This window comes from Sphingomonas sp. BK235, assembly GCF_004345855.1.
Taxonomy (GTDB): Bacteria; Pseudomonadota; Alphaproteobacteria; order Sphingomonadales; family Sphingomonadaceae; genus Sphingomonas.
Map to the genome: position 1 here is coordinate 68,296 of NZ_SLXN01000005.1, position 12,066 is coordinate 80,361.

Sequence of the window (12,066 nt, forward strand, 5' to 3'; positions counted from 1 at the left end):
CCGGCGCGGCACTCCCTTCATCATCGGAGCGACGACATGGACGACGAGACGAGCGCGCGGCTGCGGCTGCCGCTGCTGGTGACCGGGCAGGCGCAGAAGGAGGAGACGCACAACGAGGCGCTCGCGCTGATCGACCTCGCGATCGGGGCGGCGGTGGAGGCGGTCGGGATCGACGTGCCGCCGGACGCGCCGCTGCCGGGGCAATGCTGGATCGTCGGCGCCGCGCCGCAGGGCGCGTGGGGCGGGCAGGCCGGCGCGCTGGCGGGCTGGACCGGCGCGGGCTGGTGCTTCCTGCCGCCGCGCGACGGGATGACGGCGTGGGACCGGGCGCGCCAGCTCGGCGTCGCGCGCGTCGCCGGAAGCTGGGAGAGCGGCGTGGTGCGCGCCGCGCGCGTGCTGGTCGGCGGGCAACAGGTGATCGGCGCGCGCGCGGCGGCGATCGCCGATCCGGGGCAAGGCGAGGGCGACGGCGCGGCGCGCGCGTGCCTCGCGCAAGTGCTGGCGGTGCTTCGCGCGCACGGCCTGATCGCGGGCTGAGCCACGCCGGCATCTGTGGCTTTCGCGCAACAGCGCCGACGATTTGTCAGCTTGTTCGGAAACCAACATGCCGATAGTGAGTTTGCGCTGTCCGTAGTGACACCATGGAAAGGGGATTATGATGCGTAAGCTTGCCATGATCATGGCGCTTGCCTCCACCGCCCTCGCCACGCCCGCGCTCGCGCGCGACAAGGCGTGGTATGTCGGCGTTGAGGGCGGCGCGATGATCGTCGAGGATATCGATTGGGATATCCGCGGCGCCACCACCTCGCTGACCGGCACCGGCACGACCGACCATGATTACGGTTGGGACGTCGACGGCATCATCGGTTACGACTTCGGCGCGTTCCGCCTGGAGACCGAGGTCGGCTATCGCCGCGCGACGGCCGACAGCTTCCGGACCACCGCGGGCGTGCCGATCAGCGGCACCGGCCAGCTGCCGGCGGGCACCTATGACGTCGGCGGCCGTACCTCGGCGCTGAGCTTCATGGTCAACGGCCTGCTCGACTTCGGCGAGGACGACGGCCTGCAGGGCTTCGTCGGCGGCGGCGCCGGCGTGGCGCGGGTCCAGGCGCGCCTGAACCCGACCAATTCGTACACGCTGATCGACGACTCGGACACGGTGTTCGCCTGGCAGGCGCTCGCGGGTATCCGCGCGCCGCTCAGCGACCACCTCGACGTCTCGCTGAAGTATCGCTTCTTCAACGCGGACAACGTCGAGCTGTTCGACGCGCGTGGCAGCGGGTACGAGGGCCGGTTCCGGTCGCACAGCCTGCTCGGCGGCGTGACCTACAACTTCGGCGCACCGGAGGAGGCTGCTCCGCCGCCGCCGCCGCCGCCGCCGCCGCCGCCTCCGCCCCCGCCGCCGCCGCCGCCGCCCGAGGTGGTCTGCTCGCCGGGTCCGTTCATCGTGTTCTTCGAGTGGGACAAGTCGGACATCACCCCGGAGGCCGCGTCGATCCTCGACAACGCCGTCACCCAGTATCAGAACTGCCAGAACGCGCAGGTCATGCTGGCGGGTCACGCCGACCGCTCGGGTTCGGCCAAGTACAACGTGGGGCTGTCGCAGCGCCGCGCGGACTCGGTCAAGGCGTACCTGACCTCGAAGGCGATCCCGGAGACCGTGATCAGCACCGAGGCGTTCGGCGAGAGCCGCCCGCGCGTCGACACCGCCGACGGTGTCCGCGAGGTGCAGAACCGCCGCGTGGAGATCACCTACGGTCCGGGTGCGGGCCAGTAAGGTCGATCGCTACGGCGAACGAGACGGGGAGGTCGGCGCGAGCCGGCCTCCCTTTCTTTTTGGGGTGAGTTGAGGCTGGTTCTGGGAGCTTCAGCGTCGCGGAGACGTCTTGCCTCGCCCGTCATCCCGGGTTGACCCGGGATCCATGGTGCGGCGCGCACCGCCGGCGTTACTCTGGCGGCAGAATGGATTCCGGCGCGAGGCCGGGATGACGGTGGAGACGTCGTCCCTTCACCGCGCGCGCTTACCCGCCCGCCGCCGCCGCGCTCACCCCTCCGCCGCCAGCGCCGCGTCCAGCCACGCCGGCCGCCGCGCGTCGCCGAGCGCCTCGACGCGGCGCAGCGTCACCATCAGCCCCAGTTCCGGATAGAGCGCGCGCGCCTTCGCCTCCTCCGCGGCGAGCGGCGCCACCACCAGCCGGCGGTTGACCTTGCTGCGATGGTGCATCCGCGCGGTATTCTCCTGCCCGACATAGCAGCCCTTGGTGAAGCTCACCCCGCCCAGCTCGCGCGCGTTCGCCTCGAGCCACAGCGTCTCGCCGTCGCCCAGCTCGGCGCGGCCCTCCGCCACGCCGAGCGCCAGGCGATGCGCGCGCCATCGCGTCGAGGCGTCGCCGCCGTCGACCGGCGCGAGCCAGCGCCAGCCCAGCGCGGCGAGCCGCGGGTCGTGCACCGCGTCGACGTCCGCGGGCCGCTCCGGCGACCAATGGACCGCGCGCGTCTCCTCCGGCGCGATCGTGATCGCGCGGCGCAGCCGGTACATCGTCAGCCGCCGCGCCAGCGCGTCGCGCGCGTCGCGCTCGACGTCGAGCAGCAGGTCGGCGCCGTCGGCCCAGACGAGGAAGTCGAACAAAGCCTTGCCCTGCGGCGACAGCAGCCCCGCCCAGCACGGCAGCGCGCCCGCCATGTCGTTGGTGACGAGCCCTTGCAGGAAGCCGCGCGGGTCGTCGCCGGAGAGCCGCAGCAGCGCGCGGTCGGCGAGCAGGGTGGCCGGTCTGGTATCGCTCATGCCGGCAAGGTAGGGAGGCGCCACACACGGTGAAAGACCCGGAAAGGACGGACCATGGCGAGCTACGATCTCCTGCTGAGCGGCGGCACCGTCCACACGCCCGGCGGCCCGGTGCGGGCCGACGTGGGCGTGAGCGACGGCCGCATCATCGCGATCGGTGCGAGCGGCGACGCGGGGCGGCGGATCGACTGCACCGGGCTCGACATCCTGCCCGGCGTGATCGACACCCAGGTGCATTTCCGCGAGCCCGGGCTGGAGCATAAGGAGGATCTCGCGAGCGGCAGCGAGGCCGCGGTGCGCGGCGGCGTCGTGGCGGTGTTCGAGATGCCCAACACCAAGCCCAACACCGACTCGGCCGAGGCGATCGCCGACAAGCTGGCGCGCGCGCAGGGGCGGATGTGGTGCGACCACGCCTTCTACGTCGGCGCCACCAACCACAATGCGCGCGAGCTGGCGGAGCTGGAGCGGCTGCCCGGCACCGCGGGGGTGAAGATCTTCATGGGCGCCTCCACCGGCGACCTGCTGGTGAGCGAGGATTCGCGCCTCGCCGAGGTGCTGGCGCACGGCGTCCGCCGAGTCGCGATCCACGCCGAGGACGAGGACCGCATGAACGCGCGCGCCGGCGAGCGCATCGCGGGTGATCCCTCATCGCACCCGGTGTGGCGCGACGACGAGAGCGCGATGCTGGCGACCACCCGCATCCTGCGGCTGGCGCGCGCGGCGCGGCGGCGCATCCACGTGCTCCACGTCACCACGCCGGCCGAGCTCGAACTGCTCGGGCGCAACAAGGACATCGCGACCTGCGAAGTGACGCCGCAGCATCTCACGCTGGCGGGCGAGGAAGCCTATCCGCGGCTCGGCACGCTGGCGCAGATGAACCCGCCGATCCGCTCGGGCGCGCATCGCGACGGGCTGTGGCATTGGCTCAACCAGGGCGTGCCCGACGTGATCGGCTCGGATCACGCGCCGCACACGCTGGAGGAGAAAGGCAAGGAATATCCGGCGAGCCCGAGCGGCATGCCCGGCGTGCAGACCTTGCTGCCGCTGCTGCTCGACCATGCCGCCAACGGCCGGCTGTCGCTCCAGCGCGTGATCGAGCTGACCAGCGCGGGTGCGCAGCGCATCTTCGGGCTGGTCGGCAAGGGGCGGATCGCGCGCGGCTATGACGCCGACTTCACGGTGGTCGATCTGCGCAAGCGCTGGACGATCGGGGACGAGTGGCTGGCGTCGCGCGCGGGCTGGTCGCCCTTCACCGGCATGGAACTGACCGGCAAGCCGATCGGCACGATCATCCGCGGCGAGGTGGCGATGTGGGAGGACGAGCTCGGCACCGCGCCGCAGGGCCAGCCGCTGCGCTTCGAGGCCAGCGAGTTCCCGGGCACGCGCTGACCCGCGCCGCGGCGGCGGGTCACATGACGATGCCGGGCCTGGCCTCCTCGATCGCGGCGAGCACCATCCGCTCCCAGATCGCGACGTCGCCCGCCGCCGCCATCGCGGGGCTGGGCGCGCGCAGCGTGTGGAGCACCGCGATCGCGTCGTCGCGATAGTCCCGCCAGGTCGCGGCGACCTGCGCCGAGGCGGATTCGGACTCGCCATGGCCGTTGGCGCTGAGATGCTGGCCGGCGAGCACCCGCGCGATCCGGTCGACGGCGGGCGAGGTGGCGGTGTCCATGCGTGGCTCCTTTTCTCCTGCGCGGTCAACGTCCCGCACGCCGCGCGGCTCCGCGCCTCGCCACCGGGCCGGCGCGGCGCGCCGCGAACGCGATTGACTCGCGCCGCGCTTGCCGTAGAGCGGCGACACGTCGATGCCGGGCGACCGGCATGGGCAGGCGCGGGAGAGTGCGGCGGGCCTTGCAGGCCCGGAACCGCCGCCGAAGGAGCAACCACCCCGGAATCTCTCAGGCAGCAGGGACCGCGCCGGCCTGTATCGACACTCTGGAAAGCGGCGGCGCATGCCTCGGGCAGGCGCCTCCCACCGAAGGGGTAACCCGCGCGTGCGCGGGGAAAGCTCTCAGGTCCCGTGACAGAGGGGGAAACGGATCAGGCCGGGCGACCGGCGCGATTCGCCCTCGCACGTACGGACATGATGATGAGCGACTCCGTTCCCCCATCGACCGACCTCCCGATCGACGACGAGCTCGAACCGATCGAGATCCTCACGCTGCCGCTCGACGCCTGGCACCGCCAGCGCGGCGCGCGCATGGTCGAGTTCGCCGGCTATCACATGCCCGTCCAATATGAGGGCATCATGGCCGAGCATCTGTGGACGCGCGAGCATGCCGGGCTGTTCGACGTCAGCCATATGGGCCAGCTCGGCATTACCGGGCCGAACGTCGCGACCGCGCTCGAGGCGCTGATGCCCGCGGCGATCAGCGACGCGCCGCGCAACAAGGCGCGCTACTCGCTGCTGCTCGACGATCAGGGCGGCGTGCTCGACGACCTGATGCTGACGCCGCAGGGCGAGGACCGCGTCTATATGGTCGTCAACGGCGCGACCAAGTATGACGACGTCGCGCATATGATCGAGCGGCTGCCCGACGACATCACGCTCAACCTGATGGAGGAGCATGCGCTGCTCGCGGTGCAGGGGCCGGAGGCGGTCGTCGCGGTGGCGCGGCTGATCCCCGGCGTCGATGCTTTGGTGTTCATGCAGGCGGGCGCGTTCGACTGGCAGGGCCACAAGCTGTGGATCAGCCGCTCGGGCTATACCGGCGAGGATGGCGTCGAGATCTCGGTGCCGGCCGAGGCGGCGGTGGCGCTGGCCGACGCGCTCGTCGCGCAGCCCGAGATCAAGCCGATCGGCCTCGGCGCGCGCGACTCGCTGCGGCTGGAGGCGGGGCTGCCGCTCTACGGCCATGACCTCGATCCCACCACCACGCCGGTGATGGCCGACCTCGGCTTCGCACTGGCCAAGCGCCGCCGCGAGGCCGCCGACTTCCCCGGCGCCGCGCGCGTGCTCGCCGAGCGCGAGGGCGGGCCGGCGCTGCGCCGCGTCGGGCTGCTCGTCGAGGGGCGCCAGCCGGTGCGCGAGGGCGCCACCGTGGTCGACGCCAGCGGCGCCACCATCGGCCGCGTCACCAGCGGCGGCTTCGCGCCGAGCGTCGGGGCGCCGATCGCGATGGCCTATGTTCCCGCGGCACTCGCCGCCCCCGGCACCGGCGTGACGCTGTCGCAGCGCGGCAAGCCGCACCGCGCGACGGTCACCGCGATGCCGTTCGTTCCCCACCGTTACTTCCGAGGAGTGAAGTGAGATGAGCCGCTATTTCACCGAGGACCACGAGTGGATCGAGGTCGAGGGCCAGACCGGCACGGTCGGCATCAGCGACTATGCGCAGGGCCAGCTCGGCGACATCGTCTTCGTCGAGGCGCCGGACTCGGGCCGTAGCCTGAGCAAGGGCGACGAGGCCGCGGTGGTCGAGAGCGTCAAGGCAGCGTCGGACGTCTATGCGCCGGTGTCGGGCACGGTGACCGAGGGCAATCCCGCGCTCGCCGACGAGCCGTCGCTGGTCAACTCGGACCCGGAGGGCGAGGGCTGGTTCTTCAAGCTGACGCTCAGCGACCCGAGCGAGCTCGAGACGCTGATGGACGAGACCGCCTACGCCGCCTTCGTCGCCAAATTGTGATGTGACGCCCCTCCCGCGCGGGAGGGGCGGAACCCCTCCCTGAGGGGAGGCGGGAGAGACCAGATCATGCGCTACCTTCCCCTCACGCCGGCCGACCGCAGCGACATGCTCGCGGTGATCGGCGCTTCCTCGATCGACGAGCTGTTCGTCGACGTGCCCGAGTCCGCGCGGCTCGACGGTCCGGTGCGCGACCTGCCGCTCCACGCCAGCGAGCTGGCGGTCGAGCGCCACATGACCGCGCTGGCGCGCAGGAACACCGTCGCGGGCGAGGTGCCCTTCTTCCTCGGCGCCGGCGCCTATCGCCACCACGTGCCCGCCTCGGTCGATCATCTGATCCAGCGCGGCGAGTTCCTCACCGCCTACACGCCCTATCAGCCCGAGATCGCGCAGGGCACGCTGCAGATGCTGTTCGAGTTCCAGACGCAGGTCGCGCGCCTGCTCGGGACCGACGTGGCCAATGCCAGCATGTACGACGGCTCGACCGCCTGCTGGGAGGCGATCGGCATGGCGCGGCGGATCACGCGGCGCGGCAAGGCGCTGCTCTCGTCCGGGCTGCACCCGCATTACGTGTCGGTCGCCAAGACCATGGCACGCTACACCGGCGACCTGCTCGAGACCGGCGCGCCCGCGCTGAGCGCCGAGACCGACGTCGACCAGCTGATCGCCGCGATCGACGCCGACACGTCGTGCGTCGTCGTGCAATATCCCGACATCCTCGGGCGCGTCGCCGACCTGACGCCGCTCGCCGAGGCATGCCAGGCGAACAAGGCGCTGCTGATCGCGGTGGTGACCGAGCCGGTCGCGCTGGGGGCGCTGCGCGCGCCGGGCGAGATGGGCGCCGACATCGTCGTCGGCGAGGGCCAGTCGCTCGGCGTCGGGCTCCAGTTCGGCGGGCCGTATGTCGGGCTGTTCGGCTGCAAGGACAAGTACGTCCGCCAGATGCCCGGCCGGCTGTGCGGCGAGACGGTCGACGCCGACGGGCGCCGCGGCTTCGTGCTGACGCTGTCGACGCGCGAGCAGCATATCCGCCGCGAGAAGGCCACCAGCAACATCTGCACCAACTCGGGGCTGTGTGCGCTGGCCTTCTCGATCCACATGACCCTGCTGGGCGAGGCGGGGCTGCGCCGGCTCGCCGGGATCAACCACGCGATGGCGTGCCGCGCCGCCGACCGGCTCGCGCAGGTGCCCGGCGTGCGCGTGGTCAATGACGCCTTCTTCAACGAGTTCACGCTCGACCTCGGGCAGGAGGCGCGCCCGGTGGTGCGCACGCTGGCGGAGCGCGGCGTGCTCGCGGGCGTGTCGCTCGGGCGGCTCTACCCGGGCGAGCCGGCGCTGGCGAACGGGCTGGTGGTGGCGGTGACCGAGACGGTGACCGACGAGGATATCGAGGCGCTGGCGACGGCGCTGACGGAGGTGCTGGCATGACGATCAACCAGAGCGGCTGGAAGCCGACCGCGCCGGCGGACCGCGGCGACGCGGCGGGCGCGACCTTCACCGGCAACAAGGCGCTGATGCTGGAGGAGCCGCTGATCTTCGAGATCGGCGACGACCAGACCACCGGCGTCGACTTCGCCGCGGGCGATGTCGCGGGCTCGCGGCTGGGCGGCCTCAGCCGCAAGGATCCGATCGGGCTGCCCGGCCTGTCGGAGCCCGAGACGGTGCGCCATTACACCCGCCTCAGCCGGCAGAATTACGCGATCGACCTCGGCCTCTTCCCGCTCGGCTCGTGCACGATGAAGCACAACCCGCGGCTCAACGAGAAGATGGCGCGGTTGCCGGGCTTCGCCGACGTCCACCCGCTCCAGCCGATCGACACGGTGCAGGGCGCGCTGGCGGTGATCCACCAGCTCGCGCACTGGCTGGTCACGCTCACCGGCATGCACTCGGTGGCGATGAGCCCCAAGGCCGGCGCGCACGGCGAATTGTGCGGTATCCTCGCGATCAAGGCGGCGCTGGCGAAGCGCGGCGAGGGGCATCGCAAGGTGATCCTCGTCCCCGAATCGGCGCACGGCACCAACCCCGCCACCGCGGCCTTCGCGGGCTTCAGCGTGGAGGACATCCCCGCCACCGCCGAGGGGCGCGTCGACACCGCGGCGCTCACCGCGCGGCTGGGACCGGACGTGGCCGGGGTGATGATCACCAACCCCAACACCTGCGGCCTGTTCGAGCGCGACCTCAAGGCGATCTCGGACGCGGTCCATGCGGCGGGCGGCTACGTCTATTGCGACGGCGCCAATTTCAACGCGATCGTCGGCCGGGTGCGCCCGGGCGACCTCGGCGTCGACGCGATGCACATCAACCTGCACAAGACCTTCTCCACCCCGCATGGCGGCGGCGGGCCGGGCTCGGGGCCGGTGGTGTTCTCCGAGGCGCTGACCCCGTTCGCGCCGCTGCCCTTCGTCGAGCGCGACGGCGACCAGTTCCGTCTGGTCGAGGAGGAGAATGCCGAGGAGCATCACGCCGACAGCTTCGGCCGCATGGTCGCCTTCCACGGCCAGATGGGGATGTTCACGCGCGCGCTGACCTATATCCTCAGCCACGGCGCCGACGGGCTGCGCCAGGTCGCCGAGGATGCGGTGCTCAACGCCAATTACGTGCTGCGCCGGCTGGAGGACACGCTCGACGCGCCGTTCGCCGGCTCGGGGCCGTGCATGCACGAGGCGATCTTCTCCGACCGCGGTCTGGCGCCGGGCTTCTCCACGATCGACATCGCCAAGGCGCTGATCGACGAGGGCTATCACCCGATGACCATGTATTTCCCGCTGGTCGTCCACGGCGCCATGCTGGTGGAGCCGACCGAGACCGAGAGCAAGGCGGCGCTGGACCAGTTCATCGGCGCGCTGCGCTCGGTGGCGGAGCGCGCCAAGGCGGGCGACGCCGCGCTCAAGACCGCGCCGCATTTCGCCCCGCGCGCGCGGCTCGACGAGACGCTGGCGGCGCGCAAGCCGGTGCTGGTGTGGAAGCCGACCGCGGCCGAGGCGCAGGCGGCGGAATAGCCGGCACGTCGCGGCCGGGCTTCGACACGCTCAGCCCCTCCCCGGCACGAACGGAGACTGCCCCGCTCCGTTCGTGCCGCGGCGTCTCACCCGATGCCCTGTGCCATCGCCTGGCGCGTCTCCTCGCGGCGACGGACGTGCTCGCGCCAGACGATGTACAGCCCCGCGGCGACGATCACCGGCGCGCCGACCCAGGTCGCGCGATCGGGCAGATGGTCGAACACCAGCCAGCCGAGCAAGGTCGCCCACAGCAGCGACGTGTAATCCATCGGCACCACCGCCGACACCGGGCCGAAGCTCAGCGAGCCCGTCATCGCCACCTGCGCCGCGCCGCCGAACAGGCCGCACGTCACCAGCACGAGCCAGAGCCACGGCGTGTGCGGCTGTGCCCAGATCGCATAGGCGATGCCGAGCGGCACCAGCGAGAGCGTCGAGAACCAGAAGACGGTGGTGAGCGGCTTCTCGGTGCGTCCGATCGTGCGCAGCAGAATCGTCACCACCGCGGTCAGCACCGCCGCGACCAGTCCGCTGAGCGCGCCGTGGAGCGGCACCTGATGCCCGCCCGGCTGCGCGACGATCACCACCCCTGCGAAGCCCACCGCTACCGCCGCCCAGCGGCGCCATCCGGTCGGCTCCTTGAGCACCAGCGCGCCCAGGACCGTGGCGAAGATCGGCATCGAGAAACCGATCGTGGTCGCTTCCGCCAGCGGCAGCACGGTGAGCGCGTAGAAGGTGAAGGCCATCGAGATCAGCCCCACCACCGCGCGCGCCAGATGTGCGCCGAAGCGCCGCGTCGGCAGCGTCGCGAAGCCCGGCCCCACCCATACCACCGCGGTGACGAGCAGGGCGGCGCCGCACTGGCGCCAGAACAGGATCTCGGCGAGGTGCGCGCCGCCCGCCTCGGCGAGCTTGATGCAGGTGTTCATCAGCGCGAACAGCGCCACCGAGGTGAGCCGCAGCGCGACGGCGAGCAGGATGCGATCGGGAACCACCCGCGTGCCTTAGCCGCATTTCGCGCCGCGTGGGGCGCGAAGCGTGCCCCGCCGCGACGAAAGGTAGGAAGCCGCGCCGTTCCGGCCTACAGCGCGGCGATCCGCAGGGGAGAGGCCGATGGCGCGCGCGCCGCAACGTGATCTGACCGAGGGACCGATCGGGCGCACGCTGTTGCTGTTCGCGCTGCCGACGCTCGCCTCCAGCGTGCTCCAGTCGCTCAACGGATCGATCAACGCGATCTGGATCGGGCAATTCCTCGGCGAGCGCGCGCTGGCCGCGACCACCAACGCCAACATCATCATGTTCCTGCTGGTCGCCGCGGTGTTCGGCTTCGGCATGGCGGCGACGATCCTGATCGGGCAGAACATGGGGCGGCGCGACATGGACGCGGTGCGGCGCGTGCTCGGCACCTCGGTCGGGCTGTTCGCGCTGCTGTCGCTCGCGACCACGGGGGTGGGGTGGCTCGCCGCCCCCGCGATCCTGCGGCTGCTCGCCACACCGGCGGAAGTCTATCCGCTCGCGCTCGCTTATCTGCGCGTGATCTTCGTGGCGATGCCGCCGGGCTTCCTGTCGGTGCTGCTTACCATGGCGCTGCGCGGCACCGGCGACTCGATCACCCCGCTCAAGTTCATGGCGCTCGCCGCGCTGCTCGACGTCGCGCTCAACCCGCTGCTGATCCGCGGGCTGGGGCCGGTGCCGGCGCTGGGGATCGCGGGGTCGGCGCTGGCGACGCTGCTCGCCAATGGCGTGTCGCTGCTCGCGCTGCTGGCCTTCATCTATCGCCGCGACCTGCCGATCCGGCTGCGCGGCGCGGAGCTGCGCTACGTCCTGCCCGATCCGGCGCTGCTGCGCACGATCGTCGTCAAGGGCGTGCCGATCGGGTTGCAGATGCTGGTTGTCTCGGGCTCGGCGCTGGCGATGGTGGGGCTGGTCAACCGCCACGGCACCGCCACCACCGCGGCCTATGGCGCGGCCAACCAATTGTGGACCTATGTCCAGATGCCCGCGATGGCGGTGGGTGCCGCGGTCAGCGCGATGGCGGCGCAGAATATCGGGGCGGGCCGCTGGGACCGCGTCGGCCGGATCACGCGCGTCGGCATCCTCACCAATGTCGCGCTGACGGGCGCGCTGGTCGCGCTGCTGGCGGTGCTCGACCGGCCGCTGCTGGGGCTGTTCCTCGGCCAGGACGGCGGCGCGATCGAGATCGCCGCGCGGATCAACCTGATCGCGGGGTGGAGCTTCGTGCTGTTTGGCGTGTCGATGGTGCTGTCGGCGACGGTGCGCGCCAATGGCGCGGTGGTCGGCCCGCTGCTGATCCTGGCGGTGGCGATGTTCCCGCTGCGGCTGGGGATCGCGGCCGGGCTGGCGCCGCGCTGGGGCGCGGACGCGATCTGGTGGAGCTTTCCCGCGGGGTCGATCGGGTCGATGCTGCTGATGATCGGCTATCATGCGCACGGCGGCTGGCGGCGGATCGGGCTGCCGGTGGCGCCGCACGAGGCCGGGGAGAAAGCGCTCGCCGGGTGCGAGCCCACCGCCAAGTCGATGCCGCTCGGCTGAGCGCGCGTCGGCTCGGCCCGTCGCGACGGGCGAACCGCGCGCCGCGTCGCGTCGATCCTGCGCCTTGCGCGCCGCGCGCGCTGCGCCACGCTGCGGGCGAAGTTGGCGGGGC

General features: G+C 71.8%; 11 protein-coding genes and 2 riboswitches. Of the genes, 8 read left to right on the top strand and 3 right to left on the bottom strand.

Going from position 1 to position 12,066, the window contains the following annotated elements:
• Window positions 1–36: 36 nt before the first annotated feature.
• Entirely contained in the window at window positions 37–537 is a 501-nt protein-coding gene (locus tag EV292_RS13995; protein WP_132909855.1) for a DUF2793 domain-containing protein, read from the top strand.
• Window positions 538–658: 121 nt separating this feature from the next.
• Entirely contained in the window at window positions 659–1,777 is a 1,119-nt protein-coding gene (locus tag EV292_RS14000) for an OmpA family protein (RefSeq protein ID WP_132909856.1), read from the top strand.
• 267 nt (window positions 1,778–2,044) lie between these two features.
• Here the strand turns inward: EV292_RS14000 and EV292_RS14005 are convergent, their stop codons facing one another.
• Window positions 2,045–2,785: a folate-binding protein YgfZ gene (locus EV292_RS14005; protein WP_132909857.1), complete on the bottom strand. Its 741-nt coding sequence runs from the start codon at window positions 2,783–2,785 to the stop codon at window positions 2,045–2,047.
• A gap of 54 nt (window positions 2,786–2,839) precedes the next feature.
• On the opposite strand from EV292_RS14005, the gene EV292_RS14010 reads away from it, so the two are divergent.
• Window positions 2,840–4,174 carry a dihydroorotase gene (locus EV292_RS14010; RefSeq protein ID WP_132909858.1) on the top strand — a complete coding sequence of 445 codons (1,335 nt, stop codon included), beginning with the start codon at window positions 2,840–2,842 and terminating at the stop codon, window positions 4,172–4,174.
• A 19-nt stretch (window positions 4,175–4,193) separates the two neighbouring features.
• Here EV292_RS14010 and EV292_RS14015 read toward each other — a convergent pair whose 3' ends face one another.
• Window positions 4,194–4,457, bottom strand: coding sequence for a hypothetical protein (locus EV292_RS14015; protein WP_132909859.1), 264 nt, complete (start codon window positions 4,455–4,457; stop codon window positions 4,194–4,196).
• A 150-nt stretch (window positions 4,458–4,607) separates the two neighbouring features.
• Window positions 4,608–4,710, top strand: a riboswitch (glycine riboswitch).
• Window positions 4,711–4,822, top strand: a riboswitch (glycine riboswitch).
• A 52-nt stretch (window positions 4,823–4,874) separates the two neighbouring features.
• Between EV292_RS14015 and gcvT the strand changes: the two genes are divergently transcribed.
• The 4 genes from gcvT to gcvPB all read left to right on the top strand — a co-directional run bounded on the left by gcvT (window position 4,875) and on the right by gcvPB (window position 9,404).
• Window positions 4,875–6,035: a glycine cleavage system aminomethyltransferase GcvT gene (gene gcvT, locus EV292_RS14020; RefSeq protein ID WP_132909860.1), complete on the top strand. Its 1,161-nt coding sequence runs from the start codon at window positions 4,875–4,877 to the stop codon at window positions 6,033–6,035.
• A gap of 1 nt (window position 6,036) precedes the next feature.
• A complete protein-coding gene (gene gcvH, locus EV292_RS14025; protein ID WP_132909861.1) occupies window positions 6,037–6,408 on the top strand; it encodes a glycine cleavage system protein GcvH in 372 nt (123 codons plus the stop codon).
• Between the two features lie 66 nt (window positions 6,409–6,474).
• Window positions 6,475–7,833, top strand: a complete 1,359-nt coding sequence (gene gcvPA / locus EV292_RS14030) for an aminomethyl-transferring glycine dehydrogenase subunit GcvPA (protein ID WP_132909862.1) — start codon at window positions 6,475–6,477, stop codon at window positions 7,831–7,833.
• Window positions 7,830–9,404: an aminomethyl-transferring glycine dehydrogenase subunit GcvPB gene (gene gcvPB, locus EV292_RS14035; protein ID WP_132909863.1), complete on the top strand. Its 1,575-nt coding sequence runs from the start codon at window positions 7,830–7,832 to the stop codon at window positions 9,402–9,404. The genes gcvPA and gcvPB overlap by 4 nt, the downstream gene beginning before the upstream one ends.
• Before the next feature lie 86 nt (window positions 9,405–9,490).
• On the opposite strand, the gene EV292_RS14040 is transcribed toward gcvPB, so the two are convergent.
• Window positions 9,491–10,396: a DMT family transporter gene (locus tag EV292_RS14040; protein WP_132909864.1), complete on the bottom strand. Its 906-nt coding sequence runs from the start codon at window positions 10,394–10,396 to the stop codon at window positions 9,491–9,493.
• A 118-nt stretch (window positions 10,397–10,514) separates the two neighbouring features.
• Here EV292_RS14040 and EV292_RS14045 point away from each other — a divergent pair, with 118 nt between their 5' ends.
• Complete coding sequence (locus EV292_RS14045) at window positions 10,515–11,954, top strand: MATE family efflux transporter (RefSeq protein WP_132909865.1); 1,440 nt, start codon at window positions 10,515–10,517, stop codon at window positions 11,952–11,954.
• The last annotated feature ends 112 nt before the right edge of the window (window positions 11,955–12,066 follow it).